At 47.9% G+C, this 19,166-nt stretch carries 19 protein-coding genes and 2 pseudogenes; 1 reads left to right on the plus strand and 20 read right to left on the minus strand.

The features are described 5' to 3' along the window. Nucleotides 1–19 precede the first annotated feature (19 nt). The 3 genes from ACESON_RS07890 to ACESON_RS07900 all read right to left on the minus strand — a co-directional run bounded on the left by ACESON_RS07890 (nt 20) and on the right by ACESON_RS07900 (nt 3,724). The gene (locus ACESON_RS07890; protein WP_097777475.1) at nt 20–1,414 is read right to left on the minus strand and encodes a DUF6138 family protein; all 1,395 of its coding nucleotides are present in this window, start codon (nt 1,412–1,414) and stop codon (nt 20–22) included. Then, complete coding sequence (locus ACESON_RS07895; protein ID WP_343214674.1) at nt 1,411–2,886, minus strand: DUF6138 family protein; 1,476 nt, start codon at nt 2,884–2,886, stop codon at nt 1,411–1,413. Before ACESON_RS07895 ends, ACESON_RS07890 begins: the two co-directional genes overlap by 4 nt. Nucleotides 2,887–3,181: 295 nt before the next feature. Then, entirely contained in the window at nt 3,182–3,724 is a 543-nt protein-coding gene (locus ACESON_RS07900; RefSeq protein WP_373109167.1) for a DUF1273 domain-containing protein, read from the minus strand. A 157-nt stretch (nt 3,725–3,881) separates the two neighbouring features. On the opposite strand from ACESON_RS07900, the gene ACESON_RS07905 reads away from it, so the two are divergent. Then, entirely contained in the window at nt 3,882–4,196 is a 315-nt protein-coding gene (locus tag ACESON_RS07905) for a helix-turn-helix domain-containing protein (RefSeq protein ID WP_002576937.1), read from the plus strand. A 188-nt stretch (nt 4,197–4,384) separates the two neighbouring features. Here ACESON_RS07905 and ACESON_RS07910 read toward each other — a convergent pair whose 3' ends face one another. The 17 genes and pseudogenes from ACESON_RS07910 to tet(O) all read right to left on the minus strand — a co-directional run bounded on the left by ACESON_RS07910 (nt 4,385) and on the right by tet(O) (nt 19,030). Then, on the minus strand, nt 4,385–5,797 hold the full coding sequence (locus tag ACESON_RS07910) for a relaxase/mobilization nuclease domain-containing protein (protein ID WP_177303725.1): 1,413 nt from the start codon (nt 5,795–5,797) through the stop codon (nt 4,385–4,387). Between the two features lie 138 nt (nt 5,798–5,935). Beyond that, a complete protein-coding gene (locus ACESON_RS07915; protein WP_154250786.1) occupies nt 5,936–6,235 on the minus strand; it encodes a CD1845 family protein in 300 nt (99 codons plus the stop codon). Next, nucleotides 6,232–6,534 (minus strand): hypothetical protein, encoded by a 303-nt coding sequence (locus tag ACESON_RS07920; RefSeq protein ID WP_154042062.1) that lies wholly within the window; start codon nt 6,532–6,534, stop codon nt 6,232–6,234. The genes ACESON_RS07915 and ACESON_RS07920 overlap by 4 nt, the downstream gene beginning before the upstream one ends. A gap of 152 nt (nt 6,535–6,686) precedes the next feature. After that, nucleotides 6,687–7,025 (minus strand): plasmid mobilization relaxosome protein MobC, encoded by a 339-nt coding sequence (mobC, locus tag ACESON_RS07925; RefSeq protein WP_154250784.1) that lies wholly within the window; start codon nt 7,023–7,025, stop codon nt 6,687–6,689. Nucleotides 7,026–7,027: 2 nt separating this feature from the next. Beyond that, on the minus strand, nt 7,028–7,834 hold the full coding sequence (locus ACESON_RS07930) for a DUF3848 domain-containing protein (RefSeq protein ID WP_154042065.1): 807 nt from the start codon (nt 7,832–7,834) through the stop codon (nt 7,028–7,030). Between the two features lies 1 nt (nt 7,835). Continuing rightward, nucleotides 7,836–8,828, minus strand: a pseudogene (locus tag ACESON_RS07935) (helicase); the annotation flags it as partial. Continuing rightward, nucleotides 8,821–10,677 (minus strand): recombinase family protein, encoded by a 1,857-nt coding sequence (locus tag ACESON_RS07940; protein ID WP_373109171.1) that lies wholly within the window; start codon nt 10,675–10,677, stop codon nt 8,821–8,823. The gene ACESON_RS07940 and the pseudogene ACESON_RS07935, both read right to left, overlap by 8 nt. A gap of 54 nt (nt 10,678–10,731) precedes the next feature. Continuing rightward, nucleotides 10,732–10,923 (minus strand): hypothetical protein, encoded by a 192-nt coding sequence (locus tag ACESON_RS07945; RefSeq protein ID WP_001820669.1) that lies wholly within the window; start codon nt 10,921–10,923, stop codon nt 10,732–10,734. A gap of 71 nt (nt 10,924–10,994) precedes the next feature. Then, a complete protein-coding gene (locus ACESON_RS07950) occupies nt 10,995–11,225 on the minus strand; it encodes a YdbC family protein (RefSeq protein ID WP_001206986.1) in 231 nt (76 codons plus the stop codon). Nucleotides 11,226–11,270: 45 nt separating this feature from the next. Next, complete coding sequence (locus ACESON_RS07955) at nt 11,271–12,125, minus strand: ParB/RepB/Spo0J family partition protein (RefSeq protein WP_000743700.1); 855 nt, start codon at nt 12,123–12,125, stop codon at nt 11,271–11,273. A gap of 8 nt (nt 12,126–12,133) precedes the next feature. Beyond that, the gene (gene mobV, locus ACESON_RS07960) at nt 12,134–13,099 is read right to left on the minus strand and encodes a MobV family relaxase (protein WP_001820668.1); all 966 of its coding nucleotides are present in this window, start codon (nt 13,097–13,099) and stop codon (nt 12,134–12,136) included. Nucleotides 13,100–13,628: 529 nt separating this feature from the next. Beyond that, a complete protein-coding gene (locus tag ACESON_RS07965; protein WP_009320313.1) occupies nt 13,629–14,654 on the minus strand; it encodes an AAA family ATPase in 1,026 nt (341 codons plus the stop codon). Nucleotides 14,655–14,808: 154 nt separating this feature from the next. After that, entirely contained in the window at nt 14,809–15,282 is a 474-nt protein-coding gene (locus ACESON_RS07970) for an RNA polymerase sigma factor (protein WP_009320314.1), read from the minus strand. A gap of 84 nt (nt 15,283–15,366) precedes the next feature. Then, nucleotides 15,367–15,791, minus strand: a pseudogene (locus ACESON_RS07975) (sigma-70 family RNA polymerase sigma factor). A gap of 94 nt (nt 15,792–15,885) precedes the next feature. Continuing rightward, a complete protein-coding gene (locus tag ACESON_RS07980; RefSeq protein WP_009320316.1) occupies nt 15,886–16,395 on the minus strand; it encodes a sigma-70 family RNA polymerase sigma factor in 510 nt (169 codons plus the stop codon). Nucleotides 16,396–16,885: 490 nt separating this feature from the next. Beyond that, on the minus strand, nt 16,886–17,059 hold the full coding sequence (locus ACESON_RS07985) for a cysteine-rich KTR domain-containing protein (protein WP_071705139.1): 174 nt from the start codon (nt 17,057–17,059) through the stop codon (nt 16,886–16,888). Between the two features lie 51 nt (nt 17,060–17,110). After that, the gene (gene tet(O), locus ACESON_RS07990; RefSeq protein ID WP_008976815.1) at nt 17,111–19,030 is read right to left on the minus strand and encodes a tetracycline resistance ribosomal protection protein Tet(O); all 1,920 of its coding nucleotides are present in this window, start codon (nt 19,028–19,030) and stop codon (nt 17,111–17,113) included. Between the last annotated feature and the right edge of the window lie 136 nt (nt 19,031–19,166).

Genomic DNA, 19,166 nt, shown 5'->3' on the forward strand with positions numbered 1-19,166 from the left:
AAAGATTTCGCAGATCTCTTTACGCATCCTGTGATCGAAAAATTTCAGAATACCGCTCTTTCAGTTCCTTCGGAGCCGTCTTAATGACCTTGCTGCCGCCGTTTTCAGAGGCTTGCCCCCAGATGGCCCAGAGCAGGCTCTGCCAAGCGATGGCCCGGAATTTCGGGTCTTCGTTTTCTTCCGGCAGGAGATAAGCGGAAAAGCGGCGCTTGACTGCCAGCAGTGCATCCAGGCTTTCCCCATTGGCGATCAGGCTGCGGAATTCTCTGGCAGGCTCCAGCCACTGCATAGATAATGCGCCCCGCACCAATACCCCCAGTGTCCATAATTGAAACCCAAACTTCCGAATCAAGGCATGAAGAAATTTTCCTTGCAGGGAGGAGTGCTCGTCGTCGCAGAGATCCAGATACTCCGTCACCAGCGGCGCCCACGGTTCTCCCTCCAGCCCCAGGGCAAACACGGCGAAGGTGCCGGGCATCGCACAGGCTTCATCTGCGAGGTTTTGGTACCACTCAAACTCCCGCATAGCCAGACGAACGTATCGCTCCATAGCCGGATGAAGATCAGGGTGCTGCACAGCACAGGCAAAGAGCTGATTGACTCCCTTTTTGGGCAGGCCGGGAATAGGCAGATAGAGTTTTTCCTTCCCACGGAACTCCACCGAGTAACTGCGGGGAAATTCCTCCTGCTCCAACACCGCACACAGGTAGTCCAGGATTTCAGCATAGCACTCCTCGGTGGAGTCCCTGGCGGTGATGCGGATGGTAGCAAACGCATCATTGGCCGATGCGGTGAAATGCTCCGTCTTACGCCGCTGAATGTCCTTTGGCAATTTGCCGCTGCCATTGGTTTTCAGCTGCTTCACCATATCTGGGCGGAGCTGGGAAACCAGATCAAGGTAGTGTTCAGTTGTAATGGTATTATAGCTGGCTCCATACACCGTATAACAGACCGCCACATAGCAAGTAAAGCGCAGCAGGTTCTCGTCTACATCCTCCAGCCGCAGCTCCGGCCACACAGTACAAGGCGGGTAAGGCGTAAAATCATCCTCTTTTTCTCCAGCCTCAAAATACCTCTCCTGCACTTTGTGTTTGATGTATTGCTCCAGTGTGTAACCAATCTCTTTCCAACCCACCAACCGCCGCAGTGCATCGCAGAATACAACCGCCTCCTCGTAGGGGAATCCCTTCAAAGGCAGTTTGGACAGATACCGATCCAGCAGCTGGCTGGGAAGAAAGGGCGTTCCGCTTTGGTTCTGAACTACCATCGGGTAGCTGGAATGATTTTCTTTTGCGGTTCCATTCAACACATCCTGAATACACTGATCGGCGTGTTCCAGCACTTCGGGGTTCGTATCTGGTTTCTGGATCAAATAGTAACGGCCTTGTACGCCGTCGCGTTTCGGCAAACTCATAGCAGGCCACCACTTCCTTCCAGGTTCTTCGTTATCGGAATAAAAATCTGTCGGTAAAGTTCCTTCAGTTCCTCCGAAGCTGCTTCCACCACTTTCTGACCACCCTTGGCGCTGGCTTTGCCCCAGATCACATAGCAGACCGTTTCCCATGCGTATTGCAGCACTTCCTCCGGGCTGGCTTCTGTTTCTTCTGCGGGTTTCTCGTCCTCGTCATCATCGTCATCCTCGTCGGAGGAAAAACCGCTTGGAACGATCTCAGACAGGTGGATTTTTGCCTCCAGCAGAGCGTCCAGGCTTTCTGCGTTTGCCATCCACGCGGCATAGTCCTTGGAATACTTCATGTTCTGCATGGACAGCACCCCACGGACAAATACAGGGACGGTATCGGCGGTAAATCCGAACTGTTTCACATACTCCCGGAGGAATTTTTCCTGTAAGTGGGAGTGCTCATCATCACAGAGATCGAGATAATCCCATACCAGCTGCCGCCACTCTTGCCCCAGCATTCCCAGGGCGAACACAGCAAAACTTCCGGGGAGCGCGCACTGCTCATCGCTGAGATTGGTGTACTGCTCATATTGCCGCATAGCAAGCCGGGCGTACCGTTCCATCAGGGGGTGGAGGCCGGGGTACTGCACGGCACAGGCAAAGAGCTGGTTTACTCCCTTTTTGGGCAGTCCTGTAATGGGAAGATACCTCTTTTCCGGACCTTTGAACTCCACCGCATAGCTGCGGGGAAAATCCTCCTGGGAAAGAAGCTCGCACAGGTAGTTCATCACTTCGCAGCAGCATTCCTCTGTGCTGTCCTTGGCAGTGATGCGGATCACGGCAAAGGCATCGTTGGCCGATGCGGTGAAGTGCTCTGTTTTCCTCTTTTGCAGAGAGATCGGCAGCCTGCCGGTCCCATGTTCCCGGAGCTTTTTCACCATATCAGGACGGACTTTCTCCACCAATCCAAAGAGGTAATTGGTGTCCAGATACTCAAAGTCCAAACCATACACTTTATAGCTCACCGCCACATAGCAGGCAAAACGCAGCAACGGCTCCGGGACCTGCTCTGCACGAATACCTGGTTTCAGGGAATACTCCCGATCCCAGAAGCGATCATCTTCATCGCCTGTTGCAACAAAATACTTCTCTTGTAGCTCCCGTTTCAGCATATCAAGTAGATGGTGGTCAATTTCACCCCAGCGGCTCTGGCGGCGCAGGTTTTCGCTGAAGGCGATGGCCTTTTCCGCGTCAAGGGTCTCAGCCCGCTGCGCTTCGGTCCATGTCCGAAGCAGTTGCCACACCTCAAAGGGCGCGCCTTCGCTGCTGACCACTACCGGCGGCCAGAGGGAATCAAGCCGCGTGATTCTCCCGTCAATGGCATCCTGGATACACTGGTCAAAGAGCGGTTGCAGTTCTTCCTGCACCTCGAGCTTCATCCAGTAACAGCGCCCGTCCGCACTATTTCGTTTTGGTAAATTCATATCAGGCCACCTCTTTCCGAACAATAAAAAATGCCCCACGCCGCACTGTCATAAAGACAGGCTGACGCAGGGCATGAAGAAGCCGCGTTGAAGGAGCCGCATCCACCAGCGGATGTAGTTTCTTCAACAACCAAAATATTTTTTTCGTATCTTAAAGCAGCAAATTGCTGTCCAATATATTTGTTCATAGCGGCACCATTTGTTCTGAGCATAGTTTTATATTTTATTATATCACAGCACTCCTTCAATGAAAATATTTTGTTGGAAATGCCAATGAAAAATTTTTGTGAATTTGTTAAGGCGCAGGGGCTGTTATTTCCATAGTATCTGGATGGATCAGAGTGATTGCTTTTCCGTTTCGTAAGGCATAGTTGACTGTCTGTGCTGTGCCTGAGCGCAGCTTTTTCTGATTATCAAACACACCGATGATGTACTCTGCATGATCGACCATATAATAATTTCTTTTTTTATAACTGGAAACATCCGCAGAATGTGAAATAACAATAGAATCGTTTGCGTTTTGGATCAGCTTTTTCAATCTCTGTCTACTCTGATCCGGCCATTTAGAGTCATAGCCGATGAAGGGAATTACAACGATAATTTTAATATCCTCGTATCCTGTTTGTGCTTTCAATGTTAGCAGCTGTTCTCCAGCCCACATATCTACACCAAGAGCACCACCGACAAAAAAAGTATGGACAAATTTCTCGTCATGGAGTATCCGAAACTGCTCCAGGAGACATTCTTTTAGCTTTTGGCATAGAGGATCTTCCTCATTATATCCAAAGCAAAATCTTGTTGGTCTGTGGCCGGTAATGGCACAGGCATACTGATTCATACAAATCACCCTTGATAACTGCCTTGATTACGCATATAAAGCAAAAATAACGCAAATAATAATGCGTATAAAGGTTATATTACAAAATTATAACACAACACATACGAAGTATCAAGAATTGCTTTCTGCTATGCTAAAAGAGCAAAGAGGTGAGCGTATGGACGAAGAATTTATCCGCAATCGAATCACAGAATTACGATTGAAAAAAGGCGTTTCAGAATATCAGATGAGCATGGAGTTAGGGCAGAACAGAAGCTATATTCAGGCGATTTCTTCCGGGCGTTCTATGCCGTCTATGAAGCAGTTTCTCAACATCTGTGAGTATTTTGAAATCACGCCGCTTCAATTTTTTGATGCACAGGAGAATAACCCTCAGCTTATCAAGAAGGCTTTGGACGGAATGAGAAAGATGTCAGATGACGATCTGATTATGCTGATTGGTTTTATAAGTCGCTTAAACACAGAAAACTAACGATAGGAGGCAGTAAGCGTCCCGTCGTTAGTTTTTTATTTTATGCGCAGCATATTGTGGCAAGCAATGCTTGTGGCTATCCATTTCGCCACAAACTGCTTGTTGAGGGCAGTGCCCCCAAGCCCCTTTGAACACAGAATTTCATTCTGTGGCTGCGCGTTCTGCGAACGCTTTTGACCAGGACCAGCTTATCGCTGGCCGTGGTCTTTTTCTTTTTCAACATCCTGTTCTACCTCCATTTTCAGCACCCGATCCACATTGGCCTTTGCCGTTAAAAGCTCCCGCATTTCCTCACGGGAACGCCGGTACTCGGCATAGGTCTTTTTCTTTTCTTCCAGCAATTTCGCATACTCCATCTGCAACTCTTTGACCTTAGGAAGCTTCTTGACTCCCATTTCATCAAAGGCATTCTTAGCAGCCTGGTGGAGCAGAATTTCTTCCTCATGTTCTTCCCGGAATTTCTTAGAATATCCCGCCTTGCGGTATGCCACATAGACCTCACGGGTCTTGGCATAATTTACGATGTGCGTACGCAGAACAGCAATCTCTGCCATGCGCTTTTCAGCCGCTTTGATCTGCGCCGAAAGCTCATTGTGATGTGCCGTGGCAGCCGCAGCCTTTTCTTCCAAAACCGCATACTCCAGCAGGTTATGCTCTGACAAGTAATTCATGGTCTGTGCCATTTGCTTCAGATTGAAAACTTTAGCCCATCGAGCATAGCCAGCACCTTTTCCGGCCTGCAATTTTGCCTGAATGTCCACCAGCAGATTGACCTTCGGCGGCTCTGCCTGTGTGACCGTTTTCTTTCGTGGGGTATGCGTTTTCTTCCCAGAGAGAACTGCCTGCAAATCTTCCAATCCATATCCTTCGCCCAGGCTGTCCATTCGGGCGGCTTTCTCCCAACCGGGGAGCTTCAGGCGATATGATTTTCCGCGCTTTGATACCTCACAGCCGGACTCTTGCAGCAGCTTCAGCAACGCCTCAAAGTCAGTAGGACTTTGTGATAATGCGTTGTCAATCGCTACACGCAGCAGCTCTCGGTGAGAGGGCTTTGCCTGATCGCCCAGCCACTTGTTATAGCTCTTTCCGTGAGGTTTCGGATTCTCCACAATGGACAGTCCGTTTTCGACGCAGATGGTGTCACTTAACTGTCGGACTGCCTTGGTGCTGCCCCAAAAGTTTCGGAATTTCCGGTCATATTCTAAGCTGACCGATGACCAGATAATGTGATTATGAATGTGCGACTTGTCTATATGAGTGCAGACCACAAAGGCATGATTACCCTTGGTAAAGCGCCTTGCAAATTCTACGCCCAGCCGGTTGGCTTCTTCCGGAGTGATCTCGCCGGGGCGGAAGGACTGGCGCACATGATAGGCAATCACATCATCCGCACCGCGAACTCGTCCGGTAGCGGCAATGTACTGCCGCTTTGCCAGAAGAAACTCTGCATCCGCAGTCCGGCTGTCACAAGCATAGCCGGTAATGAGCCTGCCGTTATCTGTTTTCTTTGGATTGGCCACATAGTCGATGATGTCACTGATCGCCCGACTTTCTGTGCGGCCCTTGCCGACATGAAGCGGCATGATTCTTGTGGTTGCCATAGGTCAGACCTCCTTTCCGAAAAGAAAACGGCCTGTCGTAGCAGACCGCGTTCTTTTAACCTTTTTGACTTCCGAAAATATTGCAGTTTCACTTCCGATTTTGTAAAGACAGGATGTTAAATCTGACATCCTGTTTCTTTATCCATACACCTTATCCTGGATCGCAAATTTCAAACTCTGCACCTTGCCCAGCAGCCAGATTGCAGCCAGCGGCAGTCCCATAGGGCTAATCAAAAATGCCATAACCAAAAGGATTACACCATTCTGTGGGGAGTAGGCAATCAGCACAGCCACGCCAAGCAGAGCAATTACAGTGCTGAGCAGGCCAAGCACCAGACCGGATATGTAGATCAGCCCCGTGCAGAGCCAGACAAAAAGCGTCAGTACCAAAATGACCGGTGCAGTTACGATCATCAGCAGGCATTTCAAAATCTTCATTCCAGTTCCTCCTTCCAGCGATCCAGATGCCGTTTGCACAGGGCATCCGCTTCTCTCTCATCATCTTCCGTCACTTCCCGTTTGCCTTTGGTCAGTTCAATCTCCAGATAAGTCCGGTAATCATCGGCTAAGAGGTCGAACAGTTCCTTGGGAGTATGGCACACCTCGCCGGTGCAATAGTGAAAGTCTTGGCCAAACTCAACCCTTACACATCCGTGACGGCTGATATAAACTTCGGTGGTCTCGTCTGCGTCCAGGTAGTCCGCAAAAATCCCCAGCACTTTTTCAAAGGTCAGCATCTGTTTTCCACTCCTTTGCTACACTTTTTATTCTACTCATATTATCCGGTACGGACAGGCAAAAGACAAGGATACCGGCAAAAAGAAAAAGCTGAGGGAGGTGCGGCGAAGAAACGCCGTTCCTCCCTCCGCAAACGGAGTATTTATCCCTGTTATGAAAGTTTAGAAAGCTGGGTAAGGATTTCCCTCACACCCTCCCATAACTGTTCCTGCCGCTGGGATATATCCTCCAAGTCAGTATCATAAACCCGCCCCGTCTCATGCACTTTGCGGGTCAGCTGATTCAAGTTGTTACTGCTTCGGCGCATTAGGGAGACCAGCTCCTTCAGCTCCGGCAGTTCCAGCTTGACCACATACCCATCCAGTGCCATTTTTCTTAGATAGGCTTCACGGTTTGAGGTTCCAAACTGAGACATTTTTTGCTCAATTACAGCAAGCTCCTCCGATGAAACTCTAAAGTTTAATTGCATATCCCTCTTACGCTTTGCCATAGTTATCTCTCCGGTTCCTGTTTCTTTGGGGCGGCAGGCTTATGGGGAGGCAGCTCCTGCTTGAGCTTTTGCAGGACAGAGCCTTTTTCTTTCTCCTGAACGATCTTTCGAGCCTGTCTTGTAAACAGGTCTACAAGTCCCGGATTGACTCGATCCACTACCAGATCTGCACATTGTTGGGAAGAAGCACTATCCTCCGGCATAGGAATGGTCTTTGCCCATGCTTTGTTGTCACGGGAGATCCGCCCATCTGCATCCTTATGCTGAATGGTATTGGCGAGAATAAAGTTCATTCGCTCCGGTCCGAATTTCTCCATGACCTCCTGCACCGCAGAAGAGGTATCCAGTCGGTTGTCTCCGTAGTGGGTGCTGATTGCCTGCTCAATGGCAACTTTACAGGAAAAATTCGCCTGGTCAGACATCCAATATGCGTCTGTTTCTCCATGCTTAGTCGCGTATGAAGCAGAATGAAGATAAACTACCATAGGATTAAGTTCTTCTGGTTCTCTGCATACCTCATTGGCTCGGCTTTCAATGCTGTCCCGGATCACATCCATATAGCCGGTCTCCAGCTTTTCAAAATAGCGGTACACATCCGCCAGCGGCGAGGGAGATTCCAAAAGCGCCTTGGCCTGGGCGTCGGTCAGCTCCAGTTCCTCCATCGCCATCACGATGTCCTCACGGATGGTGTACTCATAGGTGTGATTCAGGATTTCTTCCGGGGGCTGGCTTTTCAGCCAGTCCCTGTATTTGTCCTGCTCAGCAGCCATCTTTTCATAAAGAGCCGTATTCAGATCGTTGGTATTCATGTTATCGCACCTCCTCATGCTGTTTTGGTTTCTTGTCTGTACTGCGGGACGGCACCGGGCGTTTCAGATGGTTCAATACCGAAGGCCGTGTGCTTTTGGCAACGACAGCTTCATCGTGTGCCTGTCCCTTTCCGTCGATGTTGAGCAGGGTATCCAGCTCCACCAGACGGGCGTTTTTGCTTCTCAGTTCTTCTTCATAAAGGAATGGCTTTCCAACTTCCTCTTTTGCGGCAGCCTGCTGCTGATAGAGGTTATCCAGCTGGGCCTTTGCCGCCTCCAGACGCTGGGGCATCTGGGCGAGGGCATTGTCGATACGGGTAAGATTTCCGCGAGGGTCTGTACCAAGGGTTGCCCTGTGGGTCATCTGTCCTTTCAGCAGGAGCGTATATTCCTGTTTCCAAGCGGAAAATTCCACGGACATGGCATAGCCCCGATAGTTGCCGATCTGCACCGGATCGGAGGTTTTGACCTCCTTGCAGGCATCCAAAAGGGCTGCACCGGCGTTCTCCTTATCGGTCAGCAGGTCGCCCCGGATCTCCATACCGGCAAAGCCGTCCTCTGGGTGCGGGTGAGCTGCCAAAACCTCCAGGTCAGATTCAAAGCCCTTGATAAAGCCCTTGTGCTTTTCAATCTCCTCCGGGAAATATTTGAGCAGCTGGTCCTCCAGACGATACTGCTTGCTCTGGTGGTCGGCTTTCATCAGCTTCAGGCGTGATACCTCCACATCCAAATCCATACGCTCTTTGATACGGGGATCTCCGGCACACAGAGCCTTGATCTCGGCAAAACTGAGGGCGGTTTCATCCACATCATCGCAGGACCGCACCGGCGATTTAGAGGTCATGATCTGGCTGATGAATTTCTGCTTATTCTCCACCGTCTGCCACAGATAGGCATCAAAAGTCCCCTCGGTGACATAACGGTACACATGAACAAGAGGATTCTGGTTGCCCTGACGCTCGATACGACCCTTACGCTGGGCAAGGTCAGTCGGTCATTTTTTGCGGACAGTTCATACATGCTATCCTTTTCTGTTCTCTGCTCCTGCGTTTGCTCTCGTTTGATTTCTCCCTCCGTATCTTCTTGGCACAAACAGGACAATACCTTGATGCACCAGAGCCCGGGACATATTCAACGCCGCACACCGTACAATTTTTAGCGGGCATTGCTGCCCACCGTTTTGTAGGTATGATATGTAATTCATCGACAAAGCCGATGAATTTATAGTAAATCTTGATTTCCTGCTTCACTGTTCCGTCTGCCATCTTCTCACGCTCCGAAACAAGTATCTTGTCTATGAGTGCGTTTATAACTGTTGCATCCAGTTCTTTTAAGCCTTGATAATTTCGGATAAGGGCGAGGAAGTCACGGATTCCCCGTGATTTCTCGTAGCTTTCATTAAGAGTTTCCGTCACCTCTTTCAGCCTTGCTTCAATTTCAAGCTGCTCTTTCTGGTATTTCCCCGACATCATCTCAAAATTCCGCTCGGTAATACGCTCCATGACCTTATCCTCGTAGAGAGAGGAAAACAGCCTGTCCAGTTCCGCAAGGCGTTTGTTCAGCTTCTTACGTTCTTTCTCTAATGCTTTCGCCCTGCTCTGGTCTGTTTCCGTGAGCCGCTTTTCTATGGCCCTGACCGCCTTTTCATCATTCACTGCCATATCCGCAAAACAGTTGATGTCGGCAAGAACGGCATTGAATAAATCCCTTGCTTCTATATTGTGGGCACTACACTCGCTTCTTCCGTTTCTTGCATAATTATTACATGAATACTGTACACAGTCGATAATCTCTGGGCGTTTCCTCCTGTGTACGTTCATTGCCCGCAGAGCACATCCGCAGTCCACACACTTGATAACGCCTGCAAAAATATTTACAAATCCTCCCTTGTTCTGTGGAAGCCTACGACTTGTAATAAGCTGTTGGACAATATCAAATTCCTCCTGCGTGACTATTCCCTCATGGGTATTGGGTATCACTTCCCATTCTTCGGGCAGCTTAGAGGGGCGTTTCTTGCTTTTCATATTGGCGGCAATCCGTTTGTAGCCTACAAGATTTCCCGCATATATCGGGCTTCTTAAAATGCTCCTCACGCTGTTCCCACTCCAAATATAGCGTTTGTCCTCGTTCCCCTCAAAATGACGTTCAAAGCCTGTTTCGCCACGCTCCGCCGCATAAGCGGCAGGGCGTAGGATATGCTGTTTATTAAGATGTCTGCAAATTTTGGCAACTCCATTCCCTTTTAATGCAAGGTCGAATATCTCTTTTACAACATGTGCCACTTTATCATCTATCAGCAGATGGTTGTGGTCGGCAGGGTCTTTGATATAGCCATAAGGGGCGGTAGTTCCCATGAATTTCCCCTGTTGAAACCTCGCCCGATATGCCGATTTTATCTTAACAGATATGTCAGCGGCATACATTTCGTTTAAAATGTTGCGGAAAGGCGTGATGTCCATAGCAGATTTATTCAAGGTATCTACGCCGTCATTGACCGCTATATACCTCACGTTATGCTCTGGGAAGAAAACTTCCAGATATAACCCACAATCAAGATAGTTTCTCCCCAGACGGGATAAATCTTTCGTAATCACGCAGTTTATCAGACCGCTTTCAATGTCTTTTATCATATTCTGGAAACTTGGTCTTTGGAAATTTGTACCAGAATAACCATCGTCCACATACGTTTTTGCTATGTGCCATCCCTGCTTTTTCACATAATCCGTGAGGATGGATTTCTGTGTCGCAATGCTCGCACTCTCGTTATCCGTACCATCGTCTTTAGATAAGCGGCAATAAATGCCGACTAAATAGATTTTCTTTTCTTCTTTGATTCCTGCCATACTGTAAAACCTCCGTATCTGTCCTATCTGTTTTCATGTCCCATTGCGTACATTCTAAGCGGACAGCCCCTCATTGTCGAAGGTGTCGCCCTCGGCAATCTTCTTCCGAATATCCTCGGAGATAATCGGGACAAACGCTTCTGTAACGGTCTGTGTGCCGACATATTCACGGCTGATTATCATCTGCACTGGTGCTTTTGGCACGATACGCTTTCTCTTTTTATCTGCTTTCTTATCCTCGCCCATACTTAAATCTTCCTTTCCAGACAGGGCAGGGAAGAGTTTGGAAATGTCCCCGCCCTGCCAATCAGATACCATTAATCCTCGCTGTTTAATTCTTTCTGTAATGCTTTAAGGAGTGCCGCCGCTTCATCAGCGTTCAGCGTGATTCCCTTGCCGCACTTTTCACGGTTCGGGGAAAAGCTGCGGATGTCATACTTCGGCTCTTTCCCATTCCATGAAATGAGATTGATTTCCTTTGTGTAGCCACTGTCGCCCGTAGACAATACTGCGATTTCCTTTACGATTTCATACTGGATTTCTCTCATTCTCCATACCTCAACTCTCTGTATTTACTTCCCGAAAAAAGAAGATTAGCGGCTGTCACGGTTGCGTTTCCTCTGCAACTCACGCTCCAAAAGTTTGATGATGGTTTCCTCCATCTGCTTCGGCGTTGTGTTCTTCGGAAAGTATTTTTTCAGCTTGCTTGTGTTGATTTTCAAGGTTTCTTTCTGGTTGCCCTTTTCCTCCGTCATAATCGCAAATATCGTATCCATGTCAAGCCGCCCGCTCTGGCTTAACTGTTTCATCCGCTGTGCCTGTGAGAGTGAGGGCGTTGCTTCTTCGCTCTCCATCGTGGCAAAGAGGTTTTCCTGCTCGTCTTTCTTCAAGAAGGACAGTTCCACCGCAGGCGTGAGGGCGATTTTCCCCTCGTCCACCATCTGCAAAATCGGCGGTATCAGTTCCGTCAGGCGGATAAAACGCTGCACGGTCATCCTGCCCACGCCGAAGCCCTGTGCCACCTTGTCGTCCGTCCGCAACTTCGTCACAACTTGTGACGAGGTTAAGTCTGTGCGGAAACCCTGCCGCTTCATGGCTTCGGATTTCATCTTGTAAGCAAACGCCCGCTCCGATGGCAGGATATTCTCACGCTGCAAATTGCTGTCTACAAGGGTGATGATGGCTCGGTCACGGTCTAAGGGCAGGACAAACGCAGGCACGGTATTTATCCCTGCAAGTTCAGAAGCACGGACACGCCGCTGTCCTGCAATCACTTCATAACCGTCCCCGTCCTCTTTCGGGCGTGTGATTATCGGCGTGACAATGCCAAATTCCTTGATGCTTTCCGCTAACTCTGACAGTGTTTCATCTTCTGCCACATGAAACGGATTGTCGGGGAACGGGTACAAATCTTTGGTCTTTAACACCTTAAAATCCTGTTTCTTCATTCACATATCTACCTTTCTTTCGCTCTGCTTCTATGATTTTTCTGCAATTCTTCCAACACTTCGGGCGGTATTTTTGACAGCAGCCGCCCCATCTGCTCGTTGGTTCTCTGCAATTCAAATATCTTCTGATTCGCTTTCTGCACCTTTAGTTCCTGCTCGTACTTTTCATCACGCATACGCCCCGCATAGTCTGATTCCTGCCCAATTCTCTCTTTCAAACTGTCGATATACGCCTGCTGTTTCCCGATTTCCTTAGAGAATTTCTCCACGTCTGGCAGCCATGCAGAGAGTAAATCTAACGCTTTATCCCTTTTCTTCCCTGCGTTAAAGGCGTTGATGTCGGATAGGGCAGACACGATTTCTTCATACTGTTTATCAAGCCTACCGCCTAATTTATAGAGCCATGTGGGGACGTGTTTCCGCTTGGTTTCCATTGAGGACTGCCCCCGTTCAAGCTGATTCCACCGTGAGGACATCCGCTCATGGTAGGCGGTCTGCCACTCGGATAATGATTTCTGGTTGCCTAAGATAGCTTTCGCTGACAGCTTATTGTCTGGCGTAATCGGCACAAAGCAGAGGTGCATATGGGGCGTTCTCTCGTCCATATGGACGACAGCGGAGAGGATATTCTGCTTTCCAACACGCTCCGAAATGAAGTCAAGAGCCGTCTGGAAATACGCTTTTTGTTCTTCGGGCGGTAACTGGTTCATAAATTCTGGTGAAGCTGTGATGAGCGTTTCCACCATCATCACGCTGTCTTTCCTTGTCCTGCACCCCGCTTCGGCTACCATGCGGTTAATCTCTTTCTTGTAGGTGTACTTTGGTGGTGCTATGAGATGGTAATTGTTTTTAGAGCGTTCCATATCTATATCTGGGTTGCTTTTGTAGGCTTCTTTCTTCCGCTCGTTGTGGCGTTCACAAGCCGCAACGCCGCCCGCTTTTCGTTTCTGGAAACGCAGGATTGCATAAGGCATAGGCGGATTCCTCCTTTCTTTCGGCGGGTGACCGTCCTTTGGGGTGACAGCGGTGACGGTGGTGACAGCAGTTTTGGGATACCCCCTGCCGACTGCCGCAACTGTCACCCTCACCCCCTGCATGACGGTCATGTCGATGATGACGGTGTTTTTGGGATACCCCCCCCCCCTCGCAAGAGCCGTCACCGTCATGCCGCCATTCTTTTATCCGAAGCCGTAAGGCGTAGGATAGCAGGGCACAGCCCTGCCTTAAGGGAGTCCAGAGGGAACGTCTGGCACACGACTTTGCAGGGCAAAGTGTAGTGTGTTACACCCTGTAAACGCAGTCGGAAAAATCGGAATGATTTTTCTGACCGCAGGAGTGGTTTTACACGACCGAAAAGGGCGAGTAAATCTCACGCCTGCATTTTGCGTTTACGGGGTGTTCTCCCGTAGGGATGACAGCGGCAGGGTATCCTAAAATCACTGTCACCACCGTCACTGCTGTCACCCGCAGGGCAGAGCCGCCAGCTTTACATGGCTTTAAGCGTCAATGACAGTAACAGGGGGGTATCCTAATATCGCTGTCACCACCGTCACCGCTGTCACCCGCCCTCCTTGCAAGGGCAATCCGCCTGCCGTCTTTCCTGCGGCTGTACTGGTAGCAGATACGGTTCTCGCTTAAAAATGTGGTGCGGTATTCATTCAGCCATTTCGTAATCACCGTGGGTATGGTTTCCGTTTCCCCCATAGCGGCTAACAGTTCCGTTGCCGTGCCTATCCATTCTTCCTTATCCCTCATAAAATCCACCAACCGAAAAAGGACATCTGGTATCGTTTCTTTCGCAAGCTGCTCCTGCGTTTTCCGCTCCACAAGCTCCCAACGGCAATCACGGAAACGCAGCGTGTATTCCTGATAAGGCGTGTCCCTGCCCGTCACATACAGCTTGGCGGTGTCAGACGCACGTTTCTCCTTTTCCAGAACAAAGGTAGCGTCCGCACTCCCCGTTAATCCTGTCGTCCCAGACACCTTGTTGAACACGTCGCTGTCATTCTGCTTTCGGATGTGGTGTACGACAATGACCGCCAGAGAGTGCCTGTCGGCAAAGTCTTTGATGAGGGAGATGTCCCCATAGTCGCTTGCGTAGGCATTGTCTTTTGAAGCTGTACGGACTTTCTGCAAGGTATCAATCACAATGAGCCTGCTGTCTGGGTAATCTTTCAGATAATCCTCAAGCTGCACGATAAGACCGTCTGACAGCTTGCAGCTTGCCACGGCAAAGTGAAGCCGCCCGCTTGCTTCGTCCGTCAAGCGGAATAATCTGTCCTGTATGCGGCAGAACGTGTCCTCAAGGCAGAGGTAAAGCACGTCGCCCTCCATTGTCGGCATATCCCACAAGGGAAGTCCCTGCGACACGCATAGGCATAGTTTCAGCATGAGCCAGCTCTTGCCTATCTTCTGTGAGCCGCAGAACAGCGACAATCCTGTGGGGATAAGGCTGTCCACCACAAAGGACGGCTTCTCAAGCGGTTCATAAAGGAGCGTTTCGGCGTTGACTGTCTGTAACTTCTGCATGGCTTTCCTCCTTTCGGGCGGTGTCTTTGTTTTCGTTACACATAGGCGTTGACCTCCTTAGAAATAGATTTACTCCCACGAAAAAAAGTGAGAGTATGTAATGCCGCCAATCCCACACAAATAAAAAACAGATTTCTTTTTCGGGCGGTATCAGTCACGGTTGGAGATATTTCCTCATTTCCGCCTTTACTTTCTCCTTTGCAATCGCAACAGATTTCTGTATTGCTGAAGCGGTGCAATGCTCCATCGCAGCGATTTGGTAAAAATTGAAATCATGCTCGTAATAAAGCAGGAAACGCCGCCTTTGTATCTCTGGCAGGCTCTCAACCGCCTTACGGAGCGTTTCATTCCGTTCTTCTTCAATCATGCATTCATCAAGGCTCTTAGGCACACGCAACGCCCGTCTGTAAAGGGTTTCGTCCCATACCTCGTTAAACTCTCTGTGGCGTTGATTCCATTGCTGAAGGTTTCTGTTTTTCCGTTCCATCTGCCGAAACTCAAAGAAAAGATTCTCCGATACTTCCAGTTCATGGTGTTCCCCCTGCCCGTCCTTGAAGCTGATAAAATACCTTGTTCCGCTTTCCGTGGATTCCTCCCGAAGCGTGTACGCCTTAGCCTTATATGCCATCCCTCTGTCCTCCTGCCAAAAAATAAGCGGGGAGATTCCACTCCCCACCCAGTAGCCCGCAGGATAATGGGATGTATTAGACGCTTACAAAATTTTCCGCAGCTTCTTCCGAAGATGGTCTAACCTCGCATAGATGGCCCAGCCGTCAAATGCACAAGCGGGGCAATCTCCTTTGTGGAATACCCCTGCATTTTCAGCAGGACGATTTTCAAGGTACGCCCGTCTACTGTCACTAACAGTTGATAGAGATTTTCGCTCTCAATCTCGTCCAGTAACTCCGCAACCGTACCCACTTCCGCTTGCCGCTCCCTGTCTGCCATATCCTCAAGGTATTCCGCAACGTCATTCGTCCATCGGTAAAACCGCCTGTTGGAATTGAAGTCTGCCCTGTCCGCTATGCGTATCTGCTCAATGGTCGCTTCATCAACGCCGCACTCACGCAGCAGCTTTTCCTCCGCTTCTTTCCAGATACGCCATTTCCTGTCCTCCCGTCCGTGGTTGTATGCCATTCTTATTTCCTCCAATCAGAATTGATTGAGAGGGCAGAGAAAAGCCCCCTCATTTTCCCAAAGGAAAAAACAAGGGGGCTGAACGCCTTAAAATTTAATTTTCTATTATCTTTCTTAGTTTTATTAGGATTCTGGCTTTGCGTTTGTTCACAACGCTCTGGGTTATGCCGAACCTCGCCCCGACTTCACGCTCGGAAAGTCCGTCAAAAAAGATTGCCTGTATCAACTCCTGTTCACTATCCGACAGCAAAGGCAGGGCGGCTTTCAGCCTGTCCACCATAACCGCATTGACAACGGTTTCCGCAATGTCCGCCGCTTCATCAGCGATAAAGTCCAGAGGATTCCCCTCGCTGTCCGTAAATCCATCCAGAGAAAGCAGGCTGTTCTTCGTATCTAATTTTTGCAGATAACGCCACCGTTCCTTATCTCGGTAGAAGTCCGTGTATTGCTCCCTTACTACCTCAAGCAGACAGCCTTGAATGGGGATAAACAGCTTGTCCATATAGGTCTGGTCGGCTTGCCTGCGGCGGCAGAAGTCCGTGTAAGATAATTCCACATAACCGCCGCTTTCTTTGATATATACTTTTCTTGGTGCATACTTCACCGTAAGTACCTCCTATCTGAATTTTTGAAATTCTTAAAATCCAGATGGAGAGGCGGAGAACGGCAACGCACATCAGAAACACCCCTGCGGCGCTTTCCAACAAAAATCGACAAAAGAAAAACCGCAAAGGCTCTGTGACCTTTACGGTTATGGGAAATAATAATTCTGTTGTATGGAGATTCTACTTCTACCTTCATGGTGAGAAGTCCCGTTGCACTGACAGAAATTTTTTTAAGGGGTTTTCTGCCTTTCCCCGATGTGCTATGTATGAATAAACTTTATTTCGTGTGAGCAGATAGATAACTGCCCGAAAAAAGAACATAAAAAAATCCCTCCAAATTTAAAAACAAATTCAGAGGGTAATTTAGGGTATAACAAAATAACCCACCCGAATATCGTTTTTTTTATTTGGTGAGTTTGTTCTTTCAAATACGAAACAAAAAGAGCCGATGATTCGTGAATTGTTCCACAATTTCATCGGCTCTGCGTCTTAAGCGTCTGGCTCTTTGATGACAGTTATCTTCAAGTTGTCAACTTTAATCAATCTTTCCTGTCTGCATTTTGGACAATAAAGGGGATAATTCTTCAAAACAGTGTCCTTCCTAATTTTATTACGGGTTTTGCTCCCACAAACAGGACACAATATCCATTCGCATTTCATCATAATTAGTCTCTAATCCTTTCAAATCTCATTTTATATGACTTTTGCAAGCTGTTAAGCTAACTTGTGGAACATATGCCGAACCTTATCTATACGGCTATTCGGGCGGCGGGGTTGGCAAATAAATTTACCAATAGCTGGCTGGTATCCTTTTAACTCTGTCAAGCAGACTCCCTGCCCATTTGTGAAATAAGTTAAATCGTTCCTGTATTCTTGAATACATCTGGCAGGGATTTCTCCTTTCAGAATGACCTCGTCATTCTTTATCTGAGTACTTACAATATCTGCACAATACCTTGGAGCATCATGATACGCCCGTGAGAGATATTCCTGCGGTGCATAAATTTCAAAGTGGAGATATGGCTCTAATAGTTCTGTCCCTGCTTTTTTTAAAGCCTGCTCCAATACGATAGGGGAAAGCAGCCGAAAGTCTGCGGGGGTACTTACAGGACTATAATACAATCCATATTCAAAACAGATTTTACAGTCTGTCACTTTCCATCCATACAGCCCCTGCTCGCAGCCATAAAGAACCCCCTCCATAACCGCATTTTGGAACGATTGGTTTAAATATCCAAGTGAAACTCTGCTTTCATACTGCACTCCGCTTCCAATAGGGAGCGGCTCTATGGACAACCCGACAGAAGCCCAGAAAGGATTTGGCGGGACTTCTATGTGGATGGTATATTCTGCTTTTCTAAGCGGTCTTTCCATATATATAACAGTAGGCTCTTTTATTTCTGCCTCCACATGATATTTTTCCTCAAGGATGGCACAAATGACTTCCATCTGCACATTCCCCAAAAAAGAAAGTATAATCTCATGCGTTGTAGTATCCACATAATATTTTAAAAGAGGGTCGCCATCTGAAATTTCTGTAAGTGCCCCAAGCAATATTTCCCGCTGTTCAGATTTCTTTACTGCAATCGTTGTTTGGAGCATAGGGAGAGGATTTTCAATAAATTTTCTCTGCGGCAACAGTATTTCGTTCCCCAAAATACTGTTTAGCTGCAAAACATCATTTGGTAAAATTACAATATCACCAGAGCAGGCTGTATCGGATGAATATAATTCACCGTTTGTCGGAACACACATCTCTGTGATTTTTATTTTCTCTTTTTCAGATATTCTAATAACATCCCTCAAATGCAATGTTCCGCTATATATACGCACATAAACAAAACGCCGCCTTTTCTCTGAATATTCAATCTTGAAAACCTGCCCGCATAGTTCAGATTGACCTTCAGGCGTTGATGAATAAAACTTACTGGCAATCACTTCTATAAGCTGCCGAATCCCCAGATTGTTTTTAGCGCTTCCGTGATAAACGGGAAATAACGTTCCGTTTTGGAATCTCCTGTTTTCTTCCTGTTCCAGTTCTGACATTTTAAACGGTTTCCCTGACATATATTTCTCTAATAGTTCATCGTTTCCCATAATTACCGCATCCCACTGTTCCATATCGTCATTGTCCGTTACATTTATATGGGGATGCTGCCCAACCTTTTGCTTCACTATAATTTCCGAAGAAAGCTTTGCTTTCATTTCCCGATATACCATTGGCAAATCAATCCCCTCTTGGTCAATTTTATTGATGAAAAAAATTGTCGGAATCTTCATTGTCTGTAGTGCATGAAACAGTATACGGGTCTGTGCCTGTATGCCATCCTTTGCAGAAACTAATAATACTGCTCCGTCTAATACGGATAAAGAACGGTATACTTCCGCCAAAAAATCCATATGGCCTGGTGTATCTATAATGTTGACTTTTACATCCCCCCACTGAAAAGATGTCACTGCTGTCTGGATAGTGATTCCCCTTTGACGCTCCAAATTCATTGTATCTGTCCTTGTTGTGCCTTCATCTACGCTCCCTAGTTCTGCAATTGCACCACTGGTATACAATAAACTTTCCGTTAATGTTGTCTTTCCTGCGTCAACGTGAGCCAGAATGCCTAAGTTAATTATTTTCATGTGATTTTCCTCCTATCAACACCCAAAAAAGGGCATAAAAATACCCAGTGATAAATACTCCTATCACTGGGTAAATAACTCCAATAGCCCCAAAACACTTATATGTTTTCGGGCATATAAAATTACATGATAAAAG

It is taken from the genome of Lachnoclostridium sp. Marseille-P6806 (assembly GCF_964238185.1).
Lineage (GTDB): Bacteria > Bacillota > Clostridia > Lachnospirales > Lachnospiraceae > Brotaphodocola.